The following is a 20,564-nucleotide window of genomic DNA, read 5'->3' as shown; positions in this document are numbered from 1 at the left end:
GTTTTGACCGCTCTTCATGGCGGTGTTTCCAAAACTGTAGGAAGGGAAATCGGGAGGGTCTAATTCAAACTCACGCGAAAAACATTAGAGATACTAATGTATGATTGCGCGAAACCCCCATTAACGCCGCTAATCAATTAGCGCGAAGAATTTATTTGTGCATTTCCCGTGTTCCGCCAAGCATAGCGCAGGGGTTTCAAGCCGTGATAACAGGGACACCATGACAGGATATATTCAGAACGCCAGCCATTGGGGCATCTTCGAAGCGCGCCACAATGAGGGGCATCTTGACGTGCGCCCCGCGCCCAATGATCCGCATCCTTCGCCCATGCTCGACAACATCGACGCCATGGTGCACGGCCCCCAGCGAATCCGCACACCTTTGATCCGGCGCGCCTTTTTGGATGGCGATTTTGAGGCCGCACGCGCCGCGCGCGGCGGCGATGATTTCGTGCCTGTCTCTTGGGAGACGGCGCTGGAGATCACCGCGCGAGAGCTGGCTCGCGTCCGCGACAGCCATGGCAACGAAGCGATTTTCGGCGGTTCTTACGGCTGGTCCAGCGCCGGACGGTTCCACCACGCCCGCACCCAGTTGCAACGCTTCCTCGGCCAATTCGGAGGCTACACCGCACAAGAACAGAATTACAGCTACGCCACCGCGATCACCTTTCTGCCGCATGTTTTGGGCGACATCGACACGGTGCAAGGCCCGGTCAGTTCGCTCGACGGCATTGCCAAACACACCGGGCTGTTGCTGAATTTCGGCGGCATTTCTCCGGGCAACATGCAGGTCGAAGCGGGCGGCATGGGACAACACAGCGGTCTCGCATGGCTCGCGACTTGTCGCCAGAGCGGCATGGAGATCATCAACATTTCACCGACGGATCAAGAGCTTCCTGGTAAGGGCGATCCGATCCCATGGCTTCCGATCCGCCCCGGCACGGACACGGCGCTCTTGCTGGCGATGTGTTACACGCTTCTGGACGAAGGCCTCGCCGATCTCGATTTCGTCGCGCGTTATTGCGTGGGCGGCACAGAGGTCACGGCCTATATTCGTGGCGAAAGCGATGGCATCGCAAAGACGCCCGACTGGGCCAGTGCGATCTGCGACATTCCGGCGGAGCGCATCACCCATCTTGCCAGAAAATGCGCCAAGACGCGGTGTTTTCTCACCATGTCCTGGTCGGTGCAGCGCGCAGATCATGGCGAACAACCCATGTGGGCGCTGATCACCTTTGCTGCTTTTCTGGGGCAGATCGGCCTGCCAGGCGGGGGCTTCGCCTTTGGGCTCTGGTCGATCAACGGCATGGGCAATCCGCGCCCCGCGCTGCCGTCGCCTGCGCTCCGCCCCGGCCCGAATCCGGTCAAGGCTTGCATTCCCGTAGCGCGGATTTCCGACATGTTGCTGAACCCCGGCGCCACCTACCCGTTCAACGGCGAGACCCGGACCTATCCCGACATTCGTCTGGTCTATTGGTGCGGCGGCAATCCGTTTCATCACCATCAGGACCTCGCCAAGCTGACCCGCGCATTTCGGCGCCCCGAGGTGGTGATCGTGCAAGAGATCGCCATGACCGCCACCGCGCGCCATGCCGACATCGTGCTGCCCGCCACCACCACGCTTGAGCGCAACGACATCGCCTCAAGTTCCCGCGACCGGTTCATCACTGCGATGTATCGCATCCTGCCGCCGGTCGGCGAAGCGCGCGACGATCATACGATCTTTGCCGATCTGGCGGAACGTCTGGGCTTTGCCGACGCCTTCACCGAAGGGCGCGATGAGATGGCTTGGCTGCGGTCGATCTATGAGGCGGCGCGCGAAACGGGCGCGACACGAGATCTGGCTCTGCCCGATTTCGAGACCTTTTGGCGCGACGGCCAAGTCGAACTGCCCGCCCCTAAAGAACCCTACGTGCAATTTTCCGCCTTCCGCGCCGATCCCGAAGGCGCGCAGCTAAAGACGCCAAGCGGCAAGATCGAGCTTTATAGCGAGGCCATCGCCGCCATGGGCTATGACGATTGCCCCGGCCATGTGACTTGGTTGCCGCACAGCGAATGGCTTGGGGCGGAGGCGGCGCAAAACGGCCCGGAGGCCCTGCGCCCTTTGCATATGTTGTCGCTGCAACCTGAGCGGCGTCTGCATTCCCAGATGGACCCAGGTCCCGTCAGTCAAGCGGCGAAAATCGACGGCGCGGAGCCTTGTTTGATCCACCCCGAGGACGCCATGCTGCGCAGCATTCAGGACGGCGATCTTGTCGAGCTGTGCAATGCGCGTGGGTCCTGTTTGGTGGGCGCGCGCCTGTCGGAACGGGTCATGCGCGGGGTGATCGTCCTGCCGACCGGAGCGTGGTATCGCCCCGAGGCACCCGAAGGCCGCGACCTGTCCGGCAATCCCAACACATTGACCGAAGATCGCGGCAGTTCGAAACTGACACAGGCGCCGATCCCGCAGACCACGTTGGTTCATCTCAAGCGCCATGCCTCGCAGACACCGCCTTAACGCTGCTCCGCGCAGATCTGATCGAACAGCGTTCTGGCAGCCGGGGACAAATCGCCATTCCGTCGATAGATATAAAAATTGATGTCGGGTAGCGGCGGCAACCCCTCCCGCTCGCCAAGGATGCGCAAATCCTGCGTGATCAGCTCCGGCGTCCGCGCCGTCACGCCCAGCCCGGCACTCAAAGCCACCTGAATTCCCGACAATGTCGGACAGGTATAGCGCTCGATATGCGCCACGCCACGCTGTTCCAGAGCATTAAGAGCCATACGCCGGAAAATTGACGGAGAATCCGCCAAAACCAAAGGCACAGGTTGATTTGTATCCAAACTGAGCTTGGAAGATGCAATCCAGACCGTCGGCGAGCTGCGCAGAAGCTTGCCTTCGAACCGCTCCGAATGGCGCGTCGTCAACGTCATGTCGAGCCGTCCGTCTTCCAAAAGCGGCATAAGGTTAGGGCTTCGATCGACCTTGAGCACGACATGCACGCGCGGATTGGTCTGGGCAAAGGTCGATAGAAATCCCGGCAGGATCGAATCCGCAATGTCATGCGGTGCGCCGATCCGCACCTCGCCGCTCTCCTCCGACGCGTTGACCATCATCACCGCCTGATCGTTGAGCGCGATGATCTGACGCGCATAGGTCAAAAGATTTTGCCCCGCCTGACTGAGTTCCCTCTGTCGCCCGACCTTTTCAAATAGCGTCACACCAAGCGTTTCTTCCAATCGACGCATTTGTTGGCTGACGGCCGATTGCGTCCGGTAGATCCGCAGCGCAGCTGAGGTAAAGCCACCCTCCTCTGCAATCGCGACGAAAGTCCGCAGCAAATCGGTATCAAGATTGGTAAGCATGTCGTGGCTCGCATTTTCTATTCACAGTCGCACTTCCCATTCTTCTCAAGCGGGCGACACGAAGTTGGCAATCCCGCCTATCGGTCTTACCAGAGGATGATCACTTCATCCACGTCGCCATCGGCCTGTTTCACCGCGCTCAGGCAGAGTGCATTGAAATGGGTTGCCACATAGTGCGCATGAAAGCAGCTCGGGGCAGTGAGGTAGAGTCTGCGTCCGACACGTTCTCTACGGCTCAGCGCGGCGATCCAGCTCGCATAGCGTGCGGGATCTTCGGCATAGATCAAACTGCGCGCCAGTCCCCATTCCGTTGAACTATCGACCTCAGGCGCCGCGACCGCCCTGCCCTGCGGCTGAAGCGGAATCACTTTCGCGTCGGTCTGGGACGGCGTGGCCTCTCGTCCTTCCATCCGCTGTTCGAAATCCGGTCCGACATCGGCCCAGACCGATCGCGTGTCCTCAAGGATCTTTTCAAAAACCAGCGCATATTGCGTTACCCGGCCCCGCGCACCCTGACGCTTGACGATGAGCCATTCCATTGCACGGAGCTTAGCCATCTCACGTTTGACGGTGCGTTCCTCGACGCGCCACATTCGCGCGATTTCGCGTTGACCTAAGGTAAGCTCATTGCGCTGCCAGTTGTAGCGTGCCGTGATGAGGGTGATGAGACGGAGGCAAAGCACTTGTGTGCCCTTCGTCTGAGAGAGCGCATAGGTTCCGACTGCTGTGAGCACATCGTATTTGACTGCGGCGGCCTGCGGACCCGCCGGTTTGATCGACAACATCTGTCTCGCCCTTCGCAGAGGTTTCTGCATTTATCCGTCGCCGTATCCGTCTCTTGCGTCGGGATCCGTCTTTGCCTCAATCATTCCGAAGAATGTTTCCCGAGATGTGCGAGTCAAAGGTGAGACCCTCCGAACGACCGCGTTCTCAGCGTTTTTTATGATCTTGAGACAATTTGCGTTGCGTTCGTCGATTCTGTCAAGCGACTCCTGTTGGCATCTTTCCAACCAAATTCCTCAAAAAAGAAAAAGAAAGGTATTCATGGTATAGGAGGACACTCTGGCTGTCCCCTATTTGGGGGCAAAATGTCCCCCAATAGAGGGTGGAGAGCTCGAATCTGACCCCCTATTTAGCGGGTTATTCCCGAGAGGTTTTGCCCGGGTGCTCATGCTCACCACCTCCGGTCCGAAACAGACAGCGCCGCGGGTAGTTACAGAAAACACATGGGTTTTCGAAAACTCAGCGCTTTTCACTCTTTTACTTTAATTTACGTTTTTACGTTTTGCAATTTTCTATTTTCCGCGTAAATCCGAAACAGATAATAGAAAGCGTCCCCGCGGGGACAGGAGGCACAATGTTCACCCATGAAGACCTGTCCCGACTACAGGCCCAGTCGCTCAAGATGCAGGGATTTATCCGGCAGCAGACCTATTCCCCCGAGCGTGAGAAAACGCTGCGCAGATTTTCGAGCTGGGAGGTGGCGGAGCTCATCTTCAAGGTCAACCAATCCACTATGCGCGGCCGTCTGGCTGCCGACCCGTCCTTGCCGCAAGGCTATGTCGAAGAGGACGGGCGTCAGCGCTGGTACACACTCGAAGAGATCAACGAGCTGCGCCGCCGTCTTAAGGTGAGCCGCAAGTCCCTCATGCCGACCCGTCCGGCGGGCAAGCGGGCGATCCGCGCGGCGATTGCGAACTTTAAAGGCGGGGCAGGCAAATCCACCGTGGCGCTTCACTTCGCGCATGCCGCCGCACTCGATGGCTACCGTGTCCTGTGCGTGGACTTCGATCCGCAGGCAACGCTGTCCCACTCCATGGGGCTTTCGGATGTGGCCGAGGAATTCACCGTATGGGGCATCATGGCGCGCGACCTCATCAATGAGACAGAGCGCATGAATGCCGCGACCCGTGGCGCAGAGAGCGGCTCCGCCCTGCCCCAGCGCCGCCTGCCCTCTTCGATCACGGATATGGGCCTTTCCGATCTGCGCGTTGCGGATTTCATCAAGCCGACCAACTGGCCGACCATCGACATCATTCCCTCTTGCGCCAATGCAGCCTTTGTCGAATTCGCCTCCGCGCAATATCGCCACCTCAATCCGGAGTGGTCGTTCTTTGCCGCCGTGAGCCGCTATCTCGACACCCTGCCCGCCGACGCTTACGACATGATCATCTTCGACTGCCCGCCCGCGATCGGCTATCAGTCGATGAACGCGGTCTTTGCCGCTGACGTGCTTTATATCCCCTCGGGCCCCGGCTACTGGGAATATGACTCCACCACCTCTTTCATCGGTCAGCTCGCCGAAGCGCTCGAAGATCTCTCCGCCTTCAACGGTGTCGTCCCCGCGGGGACAAGCAATCTGCCGAAGGTGTTTCACGACATCCGCTTTCTGCTGACACGGTTCGAAGCCGGCAATGAGTTGCACCGCGCGATGCGGGAGGCGTTTGAAAAGGTGTTCGGGGATAGGCTCACCCAGAACCCGATTGAGATGACCCGTGCGGTTGAACAGTCCGGTCGCTTTTTGTCGTCGATCTATGAGACCGATTATCGCGACATGACGCGTGAAACCTGGCGCCGCGCACGGTCCTCTTTCGATAATGCGTATGAAGAATTCCGTGGGCACCTTCTCGAGGCCTGGGGCAATCTGGAGGATGAGACATGAGCAAGAAACGCCGCGTCTTTGATATCGACTTCCCGACCGATCCGGTCGAGGAGGAAACCGCCGCGCCGGTCCCCGCGGGGACAGAGGAGCCGGTGACGCGAGAGGCTCGTCGTGGTCCAATGGCCAGCGCCATTCAGGAAAACGCCTCCGCGCTTCGCGAACGCCAGGCCGCCGAGGCCGCGATCCGCGAGGAAAACGACCGCCTCGCCCATGATTTCGTGCGGATGAAAAAACAGGGGTTGATCGTCGATCTCGTCGCGATTGACGCCGTGTCCACGTCGAAACTCACCCGCGACCGGAGCATCACCCGCGATCCCGATCTGGACGAGTTGAAAATCTCCATTCAGGAGATTGGCCTCTCAAACCCGGTCCGCGTGGAGCAGGTTGGTGATGGCTATGAGCTTGTGCAGGGGTTCCGCCGTCTCACCGCCTACCGCGAACTGTTCGCGGAAACGGGCGATGAACGTTTCGCAAAAATTCCGGCGGGCCTGATGTCGAGCGGCGAGGCCCTCGATGGACTTTACCGTCGGATGGTGGATGAGAACCTCGTGCGCCGTGATATTTCTTTTGCGGAAATGGCGGCGCTTGCGCGGGCCTATGCCGCCGATCCGGAGACCGAATGCGCGAGCGTCGAGGAGGCCGTCGCCATTCTTTACGCCTCTGCGAACCGGCAAAAGCGCAGCTACATTCGTCACTTCGCGACACTCTTGGAGCATATCGGGGGTGCGCTCAAATTTCCGGAAGCGATCCCGCGCGCCCTTGGTCTCGATCTTGAGAAAAAGTTTGCGGACGATGCGGCGGCGGTGACGCGCGCGAAATCGCGGCTCGCGGCGGCGATGGCGACGACAGCAGAGGCCGAGATTGAGGTGCTGCGTGGTTTGCTCAGCGAGGTGCGTAAGGCGGAAAAGAAAGCGCCGGCGGGAAGAGCCAACACGCTCAAAACCACGTTCCGCATGACTGTCCCTGCGGGGACAGTGCGCTGTGCGGTGCAGGATGGGCGGCTTGAACTGCGATCCGACATGGACTTTGGTCAGATGGAAAAGCAGAAACTGGAGGCCGCGCTGGCTGCGTTCTTTGCCGAACTGGACAGCTAAAGCACCCGATCAGATGACATGAGAAAGGCGGTCCAAGTGGCCGCCTTTTCGTTTTCCGATCTCGCGTTTAAAGCCCGGCGGCTTTCGCCAGATTGATCCGGAACCGATCCCGCCGCCGCTGATACCTGCACGTCATTTCGACAGAGGCGTGGCCAAGGTGCTTTTGAATATAACGCTCATCGACATCCGCTGAGCTTGCCAGACCCGCGCGGAGGCTGTGACCGGAGAACAATGCGAGGCGCTCTTTTTCCGGAAGCTCCGCGCGCAGGCCTGCTTTGAGAGCCGTGTGCTTGATGAGACGCGCGACGTGTTTGTCGGTGAGGCGGTCCTCCAAAGCGCGTTTGCCATCGCGGGAGGTGCGAGGTCGGTGAGATAGAGGCCGATGAGTTCCGGCGACGGGGGCAGGGGGGCTGCACCCTTCATCCGGCACCAGCGCGAGAAATGCGCCCAGTCGGCGGTGTAGACTTTTGCTGTGTTCTCCGCAACGGTGGCCTCCGCATAGGCACGCGCGGTTTCCACCAGGCGCTCAAGCGAACCTGATCCTGCCACGTGATTGGGCAAGTCAATTTCCACGTCTTTGGCCGGCTGTGTGAGCTACTCCCACTGCTTTGACAGAATTTGGCGTAAATTAAGCTACTCTCTGCTCCAGCTGATCGGGTTGGGTTTCTTCTTTTCTCAGCCAATAGACCTCGGCTGGGGGTTTGCCGCCAAGGGCTGAGTGTGGGCGTTGGTTGTTGTAAAAGGTCATCCATTTACGGATGCCGGCCTTCGCCTCTGATCCTGTTTCCGAGGCGTGCAGGTAGACGCATTCGTATTTTAGGCTCCGCCAGCGCCGTTCCACGAAGATGTTGTCGAGATAGAAGAGGGACCGTCGCGCCAGTGGCGCGGCGTAAGCCCGATGAATGCCCCTTGCCATCCATTGAGATGCGCACACCTGATCGGCGCAGCCGGTCGGTCCAAGCAAAGGATGTGAACTGGCCTGCCCTGGTCGGTGTTCATGATCTCGGGCGGCCCGAAGCGGGCGATGGCCTCGTTCAGCGTCTCGACGCAGAAGTCCGCCTCCAGCGTATTCGAGATCCGCTAGGACAGAACCTTACGGGTGTGCCAGGTCATCTGCCGCACACCGAAGAACGGTGTCTCAAGGAATTGTTCCTCAATCTGGCGCATGAGCGCGCGCTGTCCGAGATCAAATGCAAACACGCTCGGTCACAGGCGCAGAAGGAGGCAATTTGGTCCGAAGACATCCGCGCGATGGTCGCCCCCCTGCCCTATGGCCTACACGGGCTGGATCGAATCCGTGAAAGGCAAAGCTGGTGGCGGCAGTCTCCTGACACGGAACGCCAAAACCGGGTAGCGAGAGATCGAGATTGCCCGAGGCTGCAAGCAACCGACCTGCCCCGTCCATGCACTCGAACAATGGCTACACTTTTCCAAGATCGACCTCGGGCCGATCTTCGTGCGGACCTCGCGCGACGGAAAGCGTGCACCGGAGAACCGGCTGAACGACAACCATGTGACCCGTTTCATCAAGCACACCGCACTCGATGCTGAGGTCCGATCCGATCTGCCCGAAAAAGAGCGTTTGGCACTGTTTTCCGGTCATTCTCTGCGCGCCGGTATCAGCGCCGAAAGGACAGACTCCGGTTTTTGCTTTTTCATCTGACAGAAGTCTGTATTGGGCGTTGCCACGATCACTCTGCAGCCCCGATAGTCAGGCAGATTGCTGGCGGGAATTGTCAAACGGTTTCCGACTGCGGACTCGCATTTCACAAGTCGCACCGCACCGCCGTACGAGTGAGTTCCTTGCATGCCGCGTTTCCGTTTTCTGAACAGCAGGTGATTGTTCACAGCTGTGAACCACAAGACCGGAGCAGGCGTTAGGGCAGGGGGCTTGAACACTGCCTCCTACTTTCTAGAGTGTTCTGCCTTTAGTGGATGCCCTCACTCGACGGCATCGCAACGGCCATTGTCACTTTCGCCCCACCTGTGGAGATATTGCATGGCGACGCTACTTCCTGCTCGGTTCAGTCTAGTGCCGAAGCAGCATTCCAGAGCGCTCATGGTGCGGCGCGGGCTTCACACGGTTCCCCCTTTCTCCATCAGTTTCTTAAGCCGCATCCGTAGTGCGTTTCCCAAAAGGTCTCCCATGATGAGATCTTACCCCTACAAAAGGAATCGCAGATCAGCCTTAAAGGGAAATCCAACGATTCACATTCTTGTCGGAGCGCTATAAACAGACACAAATCCGGCCCAACAGAGTCTAACCCCAAAACCTATTTAGACTCTAATCCAGTCCGAGATAGGACATCTGGAAAACGCGTTCACATCTGTGAACGCGTCCTTCCATCTGACAGGCCATCGAACATTATGCCGCCTGTTTGCGCATGAGAGCCATCACCATCGGACCGGAAGAGAACTCACCCGAAGCCGCCTTGGCACTCAAGCTGCGAAGATAGCCGCCCGGAGATCGAATGTCGCTGATACGTTCCAACATTGCCGCCAGCACGACGGAGGCCTCGACAGCGCCCATATGACGCTTGGCTTCGTCCCAGGCAGAAGGCGAGATACCCATCATCGGGCGAACGATTTCTGCGGTTCGGACAAACTCATGCCAGTGCCGAACAGGACCGGTCGCATAGGTCAGAATTTCGTGACATCCGCGCAAGACCAAACCGAGCGGCAAGTTGGGCATCGGGATGTCAGGTTCGGGCGGAGCCAGATCTGCCTCGGCTTCAGTCCCGAATTCCTCCTCACCATCAATCAAATGATCGGAAAGGGCAGGGGAGACCCCCTCGCCGCCTTTTGCCAATTCTTGGCGAAGTTCAGAGTCATAAGAGTCTTTAGTTGAATTCTGATAGTGCTGCTCATTATGAGACTCATTGGTGCTCATATTCTCTGAAACAACCGGTTCGAGAATATTACGTGCCCGATCGAGCGCGCGCCGCAAATCGCCTTCAAGCCGCTCCAAATCAGCCATCTGCAACTTGCGCCGAAGACTGCGTGCCGTCAGGGCCGCGAGATCCGCAAACTGGGTCCAGATTGACAGGTCAGGGCGCAGCTCTTCGCCATAGACACTCAGAGACGCCAGGTCGCGGCGCATGAGGCTCACAGCCTCTCTGAGACGCTGGAAGGCCTCTTGCTCGGCCCTGATCTGCTCGGCGGCCTCACAGAACTCCTCGAAACGCTGTGCAAGCGGGGTCAGATCGAAACCGTAGATGATCTTTTCCTCGCCGAAGCGGCGCGCGTAGCGTTTACCATTCGGGCTGTCACGGCGGATCACGACACCCGCATGGACCAGACGGCCGAGATGACGGCGCATCGTCGAGGCCGGCATGCCGTTCAGACGCTCACAGATCGAGTTGTTCGACGGGTGCACGACCAGATTGCTGTCATTGCCACCCAAAATCGTCGCCTGATGAAAGCTCACAAGGGCCTGAAGCACGGTCATGTCACGATCGGTCAGCCCAAAGGCCTCCCGTGCGGCGGAAAGTTCGCGCAGGGCTTCCCATTTGTTGACGCCACTGGGGGGCAGCTCCGCGTTGGAGCGCGCCTGATGCTTCAAGATGACAGCATCAATGGTTCGCCGAAACGGCGAGACGGGTGTGTAGGTCATTTCTGTTCACGAAGACAAAGAATTCCCGCTTCGCGAATCACTTTGGACTTGCGAATTGATGCGCGCGACACTACCTTGAAGGTGCTAGAAACAAGTTAGGGTCTCGTAGGGCGATGTCTTTACGGGGCCTTTTCTTTTGTCGGCTCGTGCCTCCTGTTTTGTTGTTTTCTGCTCGTTAGTCTTCAGTCTTCGCCGCGTTCTTTCCAACGCGTGTGAAGTTCGGAAATCAAACCCTGGGCCTCGGCCATCATCCAATCGGCAAAGGCGCCGTCCTCCAGCGTGATCGCAAGCCCCTTTGCGGAGCGTTTCACCGAGCCCCCTCGGGCACCGTCAAAGGTCAGAATCTGCTGTTGCTTCGAAGCGCGGGAGGGCGTCGCGGGGGGACGTTTCTTGCTGGCCTTCTCCACCAGCTTTGCCACCGCCTCAAACGCCGCGACCGAGAGATCGGTCGGATCAGACACCTGCCCCTCGACAACCAGATCGACCTGCGCCCCGGTATAGACATCCTCCGCCGCCCGGATCAGCGCCTCGCGATCCAGCCCGGCCTCTTCGATGGCACGTCCCAAAGCATCCCACCGTGGACGGCCGATGCCATGGGCCGGGCCAATCGCGCGGATCAAATCAGATCCCACCATCTCGACAATGGTCAACGCCATGGAGATCGAGGATTTCGTGACCGTCAGCACCTCGGCAACCTGTGCCTGCGTGCCAAAGCCGTTTGCGATAAGCTCTTGTGCAAAAAGAGATTTTTCGATGTAGGAGAGGTCACGTCGCGCCATGTTCTCGGAGATTTGCGCACGCACGGCGGCGTCATCGTCGAGATTGGCGACCAAGGCGCGAACTTTTTCGACCTTCTCCGAGGTGCGGATCGCCTCAAGACGACGGCGGCCATAAACGAGGAGGTATCTGTCCGGCTCGCTCGGGTGACGGCGCACCAGAATGGGCACGGTCTGGCCATTGGCCTCAATCGCATCGCGCAGATCGGCGACATCCTCCGGGTCGAGACGATCCGACAAACGATCATCCAGCACCTCTGCGGGATCGAGATCCCAGACGCGGTGACTATCGACCGCATCACGCGCGGAGCGCAGAGCGCGATTGTTCGTCATCATCGAGGTCGCGGTGGTGGGGGAGGGGGCTCCGGCAGAGGCAAGGCTGTCGAGCATGGACATGCGCTTTTTCTTACTGGTGGTCATGAGCGCCCCCAGGTTTTCTGAATCAGATCGGCGATTTCGTCGTTCACGGCATTAAGACTTTCGACCGCGCGATCATAGGTCGAGCGCGTGAAGGCCGAGCGTTCGACCTCGTAGAGCGTCTGTTTGGTCAGACCGGCATCGGAGATTGCGGTGGATTTGAGCATCGGCGCATTGAGCACCGTGTCGCCGTACATCGTGCGCAGGAAGGCAACGATCCGGTTTTGCGGCGCGTCCGAGGGCTCGTAGCGCGTGAGCACATAGCGCATCCAGTCGTGAGACATATCGGCGCCGCTTTCGGCGATCACATCCATCAGATCGGCGGTCATGCGCAAGAACTGGGACATCGACATCACGTCGAGCATCTCGGGGTGAATGGTGACGAGGACGCCGGTGGAGGCCGAGAGCGCCGACATGGTGAGAAAGCCCAGCTGCGGCGGGCAGTCGATCACCACGACATCGTAGTCCTCATCGACCTGAGCGAGGGCCTCCCGGACGCGGAAGAAGAACAGACCTGCGTTACCCTGAGACAGGGCGCGCGGGGTTTCGTGTTCGAATTCCATCAGTTCGAGGTTGCCCGGGATCAGGTCGAGATTGGGGATATAGGTCGGGCGAATGATGGAACGGATCGGCACGGGGTCGTCATAACGGATCGCGTCATAGAGCGTACCGCCATCGTCGAGGTCGAATTCCGGCTGAACACCATGCAGCGCGGTCAGGGACGCCTGCGGATCGAGATCGATGGCCAGAACGCGGTAGCCCAAAAGGGCGAGACGCTGCGCGAGATGGGCGGAGGTCGTGGTTTTACCAGAACCGCCCTTGAAGTTCATCACACCGATGATTTGCAGGTGATCGCCATCACGGCGACCGGGCAGGTAATCGCCCGGTTTGCGTGCTGTTTTTTCCAAAAGCTCCCGAAGCGCCTGAATATCATGTGCTGAATAGAGGCGGCGGTTGCCGGGGGTCAGCTCGGGGGAGGGGCCTTTGCCATCGAGATGAAGCTTGCGCAGGTAGGAGTCATTGACGCCCAGAAGGGCTGCGGCCTCGCCCGACATGAACTTGCGCATCTGTTTCGACGCGTCCGGCGGGAACAGGCTTTCGCGCTGCGAATGCAACTGCGCGGCCAGCGCTTCGGAGTGTTGACGGATGACCTCATTGAGGTCTTGATGATTGGACGTACCGTCCGCCATGTCATTCGCCTTTGTCTGCCCATCGAGACGGCTATTGGCCGCCCTTGATGAAATGTCTTGCCCCTAAATCCCGCGCACAAACTCGGAAATCGTGATCACGGAATTTGGCGTTTATCGCTTCTTTTTCGTGACTATTGCCGAAAGAGTCGGATTCGATCAAGTATTTTCTATATTTGGTAGGAGAGACGTGGCCGACGCCTATAGCTTAACGTACTCGGCCAGCGTATCCGCACGACGCGAGTCGCACAAAACGCAACGCGCACCGACACCGATCTGCCCCGACAGGCCACGCGACAGATATGCTGATCGGATGGTCGCCCAAAAGGTCGAGACGGTGGCCAGAGTAAGCCCGATGTCAGACGCCGAACAAGGCTAGGCGAAACAGGCTTCCGATTGAGCAGAGGAAAATACTCGGCAAATTCCCGAACGTCTCTAAATATACCCTTTTTTGACATATGATCGTAAATGAAATGAATTTTAGAATGCATTCTAAACTAGAGGAGAGAACGGATGCATTCGTTTCCATCCGGGTCAGGCCATGCTTCGCCGTTTGGGAATGCTCATCGCCCCGAGACAATCGCGCGCGAAAGCGTTTCTGCCAGACCCTGTATCGAGATCTGAGCGGAAAGCTGTGATCCCGCCCTGAAAATCGACCAAAAGGTCTGTTTTGTCATTGTGTAATCTATCGAAACCGGGAAAGCCGGGGTAAACGGGTGTGCGGCCTCTTTTATGCCGACAGGTTTTCAACCGTTTGATCGACAGAGACACACAGGACCCTGCCCTTGCCCGAGAATCTCGCCCATGCCGAACTGATCGCCGTTCTCGTTGCCGTGACGGACAATGAGCCGCGCGTCATGACGCTCGGGGTTGGGGCGGCGTTGCCGTCGGGGCCTTTTGAGACCGGACATCGCAGCCTGCAAAGCGGCTTGCGCGCCTGGATCGAAAGCCAGACCGGGCATCCGGTGGGCTATCTCGAACAGCTTTACACCTTTGCCGATCGCGACCGGGCAGGGGAGGCGTCGGACCCACATCGTCAGCCGCGGCATATTTCCATCGGGTATCTCGGGCTGGTGCGCGAACAGGTAGCCCTGGGATCGGCGCAGCCGGAATGGCGCAGCTGGTATGAGTATTTCCCGTGGGAAGATCACCGCGACGGTCGGCCCATTGTTCTGGAAAAGATCACCGACCAGCTTCTGATCTGGGCGGATGGGGATGAAACGCGTCGTCAAAGAGTGGAGTTTCTTTTTGGTTTGAACGGGTCGATCTGGAATGAAGACCTTGTCTTACAACGCTACGAAATGATTTACGAAGCGCAGCTTGAGAAAGAACCGGGCTTTGGCCGACAGATGGCAGGGGACCATCGTCGCATTCTGGCCACCGGCATCACCCGGCTTCGGGCCAAGATCAAATATTACCCGGTGGTCTTCGAACTGATGCCCGACAGCTTCACCTTGCTGGATCTTCAGCGGATGACCGAAGCTTTGACGGGGGTCCGGCTTCACAAATCGAACTTCCGCCGTCAGATCGATCAGCAGAACCTGATCGAGGAAACCGGAGAGATGTCCGGTGAGACGGGAGGGCGTCCGGCCAAGCTGTTCCGTTACCGTTCCGCCATTCTGGAAGCGAGCGCGCTTTCGGGGGCGCGCCTCCCTTATTCGCGACACTGACTGTCATGGACTTGACATAAACTCACAGCGAGAATAAGTCATACCCAAGATGTACTCAAATAGAGTACAAGGAGGACTCTATGACAACCATGCGCCTGCCCGAGCTTTACGACCGCGTGTCCAAGATCATCCCGCATCCCGACTGGATGCTGTTCGAGGACGATATAGAGGCCATTCTCAGACTGAAACGCGAGAAAAACGCGGTGATCCTCGCGCATAATTACCAGACGCCGGAAATCTTTCACGGCGTGGCGGATATTGTCGGCGACAGTCTGGCTCTGGCGCGCAAGGCGGTGGATGTCGAGGCCGATATCATCGTTCTTGCGGGGGTGCATTTCATGGCGGAGACCGCCAAGTTGCTGAACCCGGAAAAGACCGTGTTGATCCCGGACATGGGGGCAGGGTGCTCGCTGGCGGACTCGATCACGCCCGAGGACATCGCGCTTTTGCGGGCGGCGCACCCCGGCGTGCCGGTTGTGACCTATGTGAACACCTCGGCGGCGGTGAAAGCGGCGTCCGACATTTGCTGCACCTCCGGCAACGCGAAACAGGTGGTGGAATCCTTGGGCGTCGAGCGGGTGCTGATGCTGCCCGATGAATACCTCGCGCAGAACGTTGCGCGGGAGACGGATGTGGAACTGATCGCGTGGAAAGGTCATTGCGAAGTGCATGAGCTGTTCACCCCGCAAGACATCCGCAGCATGCGCGAAGCCTATCCCGGCGTCACCGTTCTGGCCCACCCGGAATGCCCGCCGGAGGTGGTGGCGGAGGCGGATTTCTCCGGTTCCACGGCGGTGATGTCCGATTTCGTGGGCGACAAGAAACCAGCGCGCGTGCTGCTTTTGACCGAATGTTCGATGAGCGACAACGTGGCGGTGCATCACCCGGATGTGGAGTTCGTCCGGCCCTGCAACCTTTGCCCACATATGAAAAAAATCAGCCTTTCCAACATTCGCGCGGCGCTTGAGACCGGCCAGCACGAGGTCACGATCGATCCGGCGGTGGCGGATGACGCACGCCGCGCGGTTGAGCGGATGCTGGCGGTCTGATGGACGCTCCGCGCCCTCTTGAGACCCGCATCGCGCCGCTGGCGGGTCAGATCGCGGTGGTCGGCAGCGGCATTGCCGGGCTGATGACCGCGCTGGAACTGGCACCGCGCCCTGTGGTGCTTGTGACCAAGGCGGCGCTTGGCCGGGAAAGTTCGAGCCTTTGGGCCCAAGGCGGGATTGCGGCCAGCGTCGGCCCGGAGGACGACCCGGAACAGCATGTCGCCGATACGCTGCGTGCGGGGGCCGGGCTTTGCGACCCGGAGGCTGCGCGGGGGATTCTGTCTCAGGCGCGGGTGGCGATCGAGACGCTCGAACACTATGGTGTTCGTTTTGACCGCGATGAGACCGGGGCCTATGCGCTCGGGCTTGAGGCCGCGCATGGGCGGCACCGCATCCTGCATGCGGGCGGCGACGGTTCGGGGGCTGCGATCACCGAAGCGCTGGTCGCCGCTGTGCTGAACACGCCATCGATCACCTGCCTGACAGAGATCGAGGCGCGGCGAGTGTGTGTGGTGGACGGAGCTGTCACCGGGCTTTGGATTCAGAACGGCCATGAAGCGGCGATCCTGCCGACCGCGCATGTGGTCTTGGCCACGGGTGGTCTCGGCGGGCTTTATGACGCCACCACGAACCCGCGCGGCAATGTCGGGCAGGGGGTGATGATGGCGGCGCGGGCGGGGGCTGTGCTCACCGATCTGGAATTCGTGCAGTTTCATCCAACGGCGCTCGATGTGCCGCGCGCGCCGCTGGCGCTTGTGAGCGAGGCGGTGCGGGGCGCGGGGGCGTGGTTGATCAACGGAGCAGGTGTACGCTTCATGGCCGACGTACCGGGTGCGGAACTGGCCCCGCGCGATGTGGTGGCCCGTGCGATTCAGGCACAGATCAGCCAAGGAGAGCGCGTTTACCTCGATGCAACGCGCACGATCGGTGCGGGTTTTGCCGCGAAATTTCCGATCATCCATCGGTTTTGCCTTGAGGCGGGGATCGATCCGGCGTGCGATCCGATCCCGGTGCGTCCGGCGGCGCATTACTACATGGGCGGGATCGCGACGGACCTTTCCGGACGCAGTTCTGTGCCGGGGCTTTGGGCCGTGGGCGAATGTGGCTGTACCGGGCTCCATGGGGCGAACCGATTGGCGAGCAATTCGCTTTTGGAAGCGGTGGTGATGGGACGGAGCGCGGCGCGGGACATCGCGGCCAATGGTCAACTCATGATGCAGACTGTCCCGCAGACCGCGCCGCCAATCCTGCCGCCGCAAGAGGCCAATGAGGTGCGCGCCATCGTGTCAAAGTCTCTTGGCATGATCCGGGACGGGGCAGGGATCGAGGCGGCTTTGTGCGCTCTGCGCCCGCTGGCAATGGGCGACGGACCGGAGGCGGATGCGGCCATCGCAGCCCTTGGCGTCGCCTGTTTCGCCGCGCTTCGCAAAGAATCCCGGGGCGGCCATGCCCGCAGCGATTTTCCCGGGACGGACGCCCAACCCATACGCCGCCGCATGACCCTCGATGAGATTTTCACCCTGAGCGGGGGGCACCTCGCCCCCGCGACCAAGCAACCGGAGATCGTAACGTGACCCAAGTTTCTCGTCTGGCCCCGCTGCCGCATCTGATGATCGAACCCGTGGTGCGCCGGGCGCTTGAGGAAGACCTCGGGCTGGCGGGCGACATCACCTCCGTGGGCGCAATTCCGGCGGGACATCGCTCCGTCGTCACGGCTGTGTCGCGCCATGACGGGGTGATCGCCGGGCTCGATTGTGCCGAGATCGCCTGTCATCTCGTCGATCCCAAGATCACAGTCACACGGCTGGTCGAAGACGGCGCTTTGGTCACGCCCGGCACGCAGATCGCCACCTTCGAAGGCCCCTCGCGGAGCCTTTTGACCGCCGAACGCACCGCGCTCAATTTCATGGGGCATCTGTCGGGGATTGCGACCGTCACGGCCGAACTGGTGCGCGCGGTGGCGGGGAGCGGGGCAGCGATTGCCTGTACCCGCAAGACCACGCCGGGGCTTCGGGCGCTTGAGAAATACGCCGTGCGGGCGGGGGGTGGCATGAACCACCGCTATTCGCTGGCCGATGCGGTGCTGATCAAGGACAACCATATCGCGCTCGCGGGCGGCATTCGCCCGGCACTGGAGGGCGTGCGGGCCACGGTGGGGCATCTGGTGAAGATCGAGATCGAGGTGGACACGCTCGACCAGCTTGCCGAGGTTCTGGAGATCGGGGCAGATGCGGTTTTGCTCGACAACATGACGCCGGAGGTGTTGCGTCAGGCTGTGGCGATGGTCGACGGCCGTATGATCACCGAAGCCTCGGGCGGGATCACGCCGGAGACCGCGGCCTCTGTCGCGGCGACGGGCGTCGATCTGATTTCTCTGGGCTGGATCACCCACAGCGCACCGGTGCTCGATATCGGATTGGATTTCGTGCCGGGGGTGTGAGCTCAAGCGCCCCTTGAGAGATCCGTGCCTCTGCGTCGCATGACGCAGCGCCTGTCCTTGAGACCGAGGGCCGCGGCACCGCACGTTGCCGCGGCAAAACGCTTTAATCGCGCGGATTGACGAAATCCATGGCGCGGGGATCAAGCGTGATCGGATCGTGCAGATCGACTCCGAACAGTTCATAGCCACGATGAAAGTCCCGGATATGACGCGCCATCCAGGTCTCTGCCTCTTTGGCATCCCGGTCCACAAGCGCCCGCAGAATGGCCTCATGCGCCGCCAAAAGCCGGTGACGGGCTTGGGGAACATTCGAATAGAGATTGACCGTCGCGGAAAACAGCAGCGCGCCGATCGGAGCGACCGACATGGACAGCGCAGCATTTTGCGCACCTTCCGCGATCAGGTGGTGAAACTCCGTGTCATTGCGAATGACGTAGTCGTCATCGTCAAGGTTGTCGCGCAGATTGGCGACATTGTCATGCAGGGCGCGTTCGAGATCTTTCGGCATCCGCTCGGCGGCAAGGCGCGCCGCGAAGGGTTCCAGAACCATCTGCATTTCCCAAAGCTCGAAAAAGCTCACCTGTTTCAACCCCAGCGCACGGGTTACAACTGAGCCGACCTCCGACATATCGGGCACCGCGACCTGAAGGCGTTTGCCCGCCCCGCGCTGTACAAGGCCTGCGTTTTCGAGAGACCGGATGCCTTCGCGCACGGTGGAGCGATGCACCCCGAGGATGTCGGCCAGATCGGTTTCCGTAGGCAAGAGTTCACCGGCCTTGAGTTGACCGCTGACGATCTGGGCCTCGATCGCGCCCGCCACACGTTTGTAGCCGGGTTCCAGTTTCAGGGCCGACAGGGTCGATGCGGAAGAACGCGGCGTCTCGGTCAAAATCGGTCTCTTTCTATCGGGCGCAAAACGAGGCGCGGCTTTCATAACATGAGCGGCACCGTTCGTGCGAGCCACTTTGAGGAGGCGGAAGCGGTTTGACTCTGTCGTATTTTCCTATTGTCCGACAATCCTACATAAGTTACACAAGGTCAAGCACCGTCGGTTTTCCGGCCCCGGAATCGGGGATTTGAGAAAACAGGCTATGCAGACCGAAGACCTTACGTAAAGTGGGGCACTTGTTCGCCGGTTCCGGGGTCATGTGTGGAGGACGCATGCCGGGCCACAGGGGCGAACGCACCATCGCCAGGGAGGAGGCAATGAACGCACATATCGCTATGCCGGGGACGTCCGTCGTCAACATGAGGGCTTTCGACCCCGAAATTGTCGGGTCGATCTTTACCCGTGTCGACGTGTCATGGCCCAAGGACGCGCGCGCCAAATTCATCGTATCGTCCATGGGCGACCTGTCGCTGATCCGCTCGAAACATCGCGCCAGCAACAGCAAGTCGCGCCGTCTCGAACGCCACATGACAGACGGTGAAGACGGCCAGTATTTCGCCTGCATGCCGCTTCAGGGCGGGGTCGAGATCCGGCATCTCAACCGCAACGGCAACGGGCATGACTGTATCGTCAAAAGCCATCATCTGACGCTTCTGAACACCCGCGAGGAATATGAGATCGCCATGTCGGACGAGCTCGATGCGATCTGGCTTCGGGTGCCCGGCAAACTGCTGCGGGCGCATGCGATTTCCGTGGACGATGTTCTGGGCAAACCGCTCGACATTCAAAGCGGACTGGGCTGTGTGGCAAAACAGATGATGTATGGCGCGGTGGCGAATAACCATCATCTCAAGGACCGTGGCGCGCGCATCTTTTCGCAATCGCTTTTGAGTTTTCTGGGCGAGGTGATCAATGCCAATCTCAGCGCGGGTCAGCAGACCACCTCGTCCGGGCGGCGCAAAATCCTCAAACGCGCGCAGGATTTCATCGACGAACACCTGCATGACGAGGATTTGAGTCCCATGCAAATCGCGCAGGGCATCGGCATCAGCGCCCGCTACCTGTCGGAAATTTTCGCAGCCGAAGGCACCTCGCCGATGCGTTGGGTGCGCAAGCGACGCCTTGAAATGTGCCGCATGGAGTTGGAGCGGAAAGGCGGCGGCCAGCAGTTGATCTGTGAGATCGCCTATTCCATGGGCTTCACCAATGTTTCGAGTTTCAATCGCGCCTTCAAAGCCCATTTCGGCCTCTCGCCGCGCGATCTGATCGCCCGGACCAGCGGGGCGTCGCTTCGGGTCAACTGAGCGCATCCGGGTTTTAAATCCTGTTGAAAAGGGGGCCGCGAGAGGCCCCCTTTTTTGTTCTCCGCACAAAAGCGCACTGTGCAAACACAGCACGCATAAAGCTGCGCCGATCCTG

The 20,564-nt window shown here is 59.8% G+C and carries 14 protein-coding genes and 3 pseudogenes; 9 read left to right on the top strand and 8 right to left on the bottom strand.

Going from position 1 to position 20,564, the window contains the following annotated elements; all coding sequences use genetic code 11:
- Nucleotides 1-220 precede the first annotated feature (220 nt).
- Nucleotides 221-2,500: a molybdopterin-dependent oxidoreductase gene (locus V1471_RS19475; protein ID WP_434291171.1), complete on the top strand. Its 2,280-nt coding sequence runs from the start codon at nucleotides 221-223 to the stop codon at nucleotides 2,498-2,500.
- Here V1471_RS19475 and V1471_RS19470 read toward each other — a convergent pair.
- Together V1471_RS19470 and V1471_RS19465 are read right to left on the bottom strand one after the other, a co-directional pair.
- Nucleotides 2,497-3,348, bottom strand: a complete 852-nt coding sequence (locus V1471_RS19470) for a LysR substrate-binding domain-containing protein (protein ID WP_434291169.1) — start codon at nucleotides 3,346-3,348, stop codon at nucleotides 2,497-2,499. The genes V1471_RS19475 and V1471_RS19470 overlap by 4 nt on opposite strands.
- A gap of 86 nt (nucleotides 3,349-3,434) precedes the next feature.
- On the bottom strand, nucleotides 3,435-4,133 hold the full coding sequence (locus tag V1471_RS19465) for a hypothetical protein (RefSeq protein WP_434291167.1): 699 nt from the start codon (nucleotides 4,131-4,133) through the stop codon (nucleotides 3,435-3,437).
- A gap of 572 nt (nucleotides 4,134-4,705) precedes the next feature.
- On the opposite strand from V1471_RS19465, the gene V1471_RS19460 reads away from it, so the two are divergent.
- Nucleotides 4,706-6,010, top strand: a complete 1,305-nt coding sequence (locus tag V1471_RS19460; protein WP_434291165.1) for an AAA family ATPase — start codon at nucleotides 4,706-4,708, stop codon at nucleotides 6,008-6,010.
- On the top strand, nucleotides 6,007-7,104 hold the full coding sequence (locus V1471_RS19455) for a ParB N-terminal domain-containing protein (protein WP_434291163.1): 1,098 nt from the start codon (nucleotides 6,007-6,009) through the stop codon (nucleotides 7,102-7,104). Before V1471_RS19460 ends, V1471_RS19455 begins: the two co-directional genes overlap by 4 nt.
- Nucleotides 7,105-7,171: 67 nt before the next feature.
- On the opposite strand, the pseudogene V1471_RS19450 reads toward V1471_RS19455, so the two are convergent.
- A pseudogene (locus V1471_RS19450) lies at nucleotides 7,172-7,677 on the bottom strand (tyrosine-type recombinase/integrase).
- Between the two features lie 55 nt (nucleotides 7,678-7,732).
- Nucleotides 7,733-8,226: pseudogene (locus V1471_RS19445) on the bottom strand (transposase); the annotation flags it as partial.
- 54 nt (nucleotides 8,227-8,280) lie between these two features.
- Here V1471_RS19445 and V1471_RS19440 point away from each other — a divergent pair.
- Nucleotides 8,281-8,731, top strand: a pseudogene (locus V1471_RS19440) (integrase); the annotation flags it as partial.
- A 738-nt stretch (nucleotides 8,732-9,469) separates the two neighbouring features.
- Here V1471_RS19440 and repC read toward each other — a convergent pair.
- The 3 genes from repC to repA form a co-directional block, all read right to left on the bottom strand.
- Nucleotides 9,470-10,717 carry a plasmid replication protein RepC gene (gene repC, locus V1471_RS19435; protein ID WP_434291161.1) on the bottom strand — a complete coding sequence of 416 codons (1,248 nt, stop codon included), beginning with the start codon at nucleotides 10,715-10,717 and terminating at the stop codon, nucleotides 9,470-9,472.
- A 182-nt stretch (nucleotides 10,718-10,899) separates the two neighbouring features.
- Nucleotides 10,900-11,913 carry a plasmid partitioning protein RepB gene (repB, locus tag V1471_RS19430; protein WP_434291160.1) on the bottom strand — a complete coding sequence of 338 codons (1,014 nt, stop codon included), beginning with the start codon at nucleotides 11,911-11,913 and terminating at the stop codon, nucleotides 10,900-10,902.
- Complete coding sequence (repA, locus tag V1471_RS19425) at nucleotides 11,910-13,100, bottom strand: plasmid partitioning protein RepA (protein WP_434291158.1); 1,191 nt, start codon at nucleotides 13,098-13,100, stop codon at nucleotides 11,910-11,912. The genes repB and repA overlap by 4 nt, the downstream gene beginning before the upstream one ends.
- 782 nt (nucleotides 13,101-13,882) lie before the next feature.
- Between repA and V1471_RS19420 the strand changes: the two genes are divergently transcribed.
- From V1471_RS19420 to nadC, 4 genes are all read left to right on the top strand, one after another.
- Nucleotides 13,883-14,767 (top strand): NUDIX hydrolase, encoded by an 885-nt coding sequence (locus V1471_RS19420; protein ID WP_434291156.1) that lies wholly within the window; start codon nucleotides 13,883-13,885, stop codon nucleotides 14,765-14,767.
- An 80-nt stretch (nucleotides 14,768-14,847) separates the two neighbouring features.
- Entirely contained in the window at nucleotides 14,848-15,816 is a 969-nt protein-coding gene (nadA, locus tag V1471_RS19415) for a quinolinate synthase NadA (protein ID WP_434291155.1), read from the top strand.
- Nucleotides 15,816-17,390, top strand: coding sequence for an L-aspartate oxidase (locus V1471_RS19410; RefSeq protein ID WP_434291153.1), 1,575 nt, complete (start codon nucleotides 15,816-15,818; stop codon nucleotides 17,388-17,390). Before nadA ends, V1471_RS19410 begins: the two co-directional genes overlap by 1 nt.
- Nucleotides 17,387-18,256, top strand: a complete 870-nt coding sequence (gene nadC, locus V1471_RS19405) for a carboxylating nicotinate-nucleotide diphosphorylase (protein ID WP_434291151.1) — start codon at nucleotides 17,387-17,389, stop codon at nucleotides 18,254-18,256. Before V1471_RS19410 ends, nadC begins: the two co-directional genes overlap by 4 nt.
- 103 nt (nucleotides 18,257-18,359) lie before the next feature.
- On the opposite strand, the gene V1471_RS19400 is transcribed toward nadC, so the two are convergent.
- Nucleotides 18,360-19,145: a FadR/GntR family transcriptional regulator gene (locus tag V1471_RS19400; protein ID WP_434291150.1), complete on the bottom strand. Its 786-nt coding sequence runs from the start codon at nucleotides 19,143-19,145 to the stop codon at nucleotides 18,360-18,362.
- 317 nt (nucleotides 19,146-19,462) lie between these two features.
- On the opposite strand from V1471_RS19400, the gene V1471_RS19395 reads away from it, so the two are divergent.
- Complete coding sequence (locus V1471_RS19395) at nucleotides 19,463-20,449, top strand: helix-turn-helix domain-containing protein (RefSeq protein WP_434291149.1); 987 nt, start codon at nucleotides 19,463-19,465, stop codon at nucleotides 20,447-20,449.
- The last annotated feature ends 115 nt before the right edge of the window (nucleotides 20,450-20,564 follow it).

Source organism: Celeribacter sp. SCSIO 80788, from assembly GCF_051054295.1.
Taxonomy (GTDB): Bacteria; Pseudomonadota; Alphaproteobacteria; order Rhodobacterales; family Rhodobacteraceae; genus Celeribacter.
The sequence above is the reverse complement of the archived record's forward strand: the minus strand, read 5'-3'. Positions and strand labels throughout refer to the sequence as shown.

Bases quoted from the DNA above. Each gene is read 5' to 3' on its own strand.
- V1471_RS19475 (WP_434291171.1), top strand. From the start codon at position 221: ATGACAGGATATATTCAGAACGCCAGCCATTGGGGCATCTTCGAAGCG.
- V1471_RS19470 (WP_434291169.1), bottom strand. From the start codon at position 3,348: ATGCTTACCAATCTTGATACCGATTTGCTGCGGACTTTCGTCGCGATT.
- V1471_RS19465 (WP_434291167.1), bottom strand. From the start codon at position 4,133: ATGTTGTCGATCAAACCGGCGGGTCCGCAGGCCGCCGCAGTCAAATAC.
- V1471_RS19460 (WP_434291165.1), top strand. From the start codon at position 4,706: ATGTTCACCCATGAAGACCTGTCCCGACTACAGGCCCAGTCGCTCAAG.
- V1471_RS19455 (WP_434291163.1), top strand. From the start codon at position 6,007: ATGAGCAAGAAACGCCGCGTCTTTGATATCGACTTCCCGACCGATCCG.
- repC (WP_434291161.1), bottom strand. From the start codon at position 10,717: ATGACCTACACACCCGTCTCGCCGTTTCGGCGAACCATTGATGCTGTC.
- repB (WP_434291160.1), bottom strand. From the start codon at position 11,913: ATGACCACCAGTAAGAAAAAGCGCATGTCCATGCTCGACAGCCTTGCC.
- repA (WP_434291158.1), bottom strand. From the start codon at position 13,100: ATGGCGGACGGTACGTCCAATCATCAAGACCTCAATGAGGTCATCCGT.
- nadA (WP_434291155.1), top strand. From the start codon at position 14,848: ATGACAACCATGCGCCTGCCCGAGCTTTACGACCGCGTGTCCAAGATC.
- V1471_RS19410 (WP_434291153.1), top strand. From the start codon at position 15,816: ATGGACGCTCCGCGCCCTCTTGAGACCCGCATCGCGCCGCTGGCGGGT.
- V1471_RS19395 (WP_434291149.1), top strand. From the start codon at position 19,463: ATGAACGCACATATCGCTATGCCGGGGACGTCCGTCGTCAACATGAGG.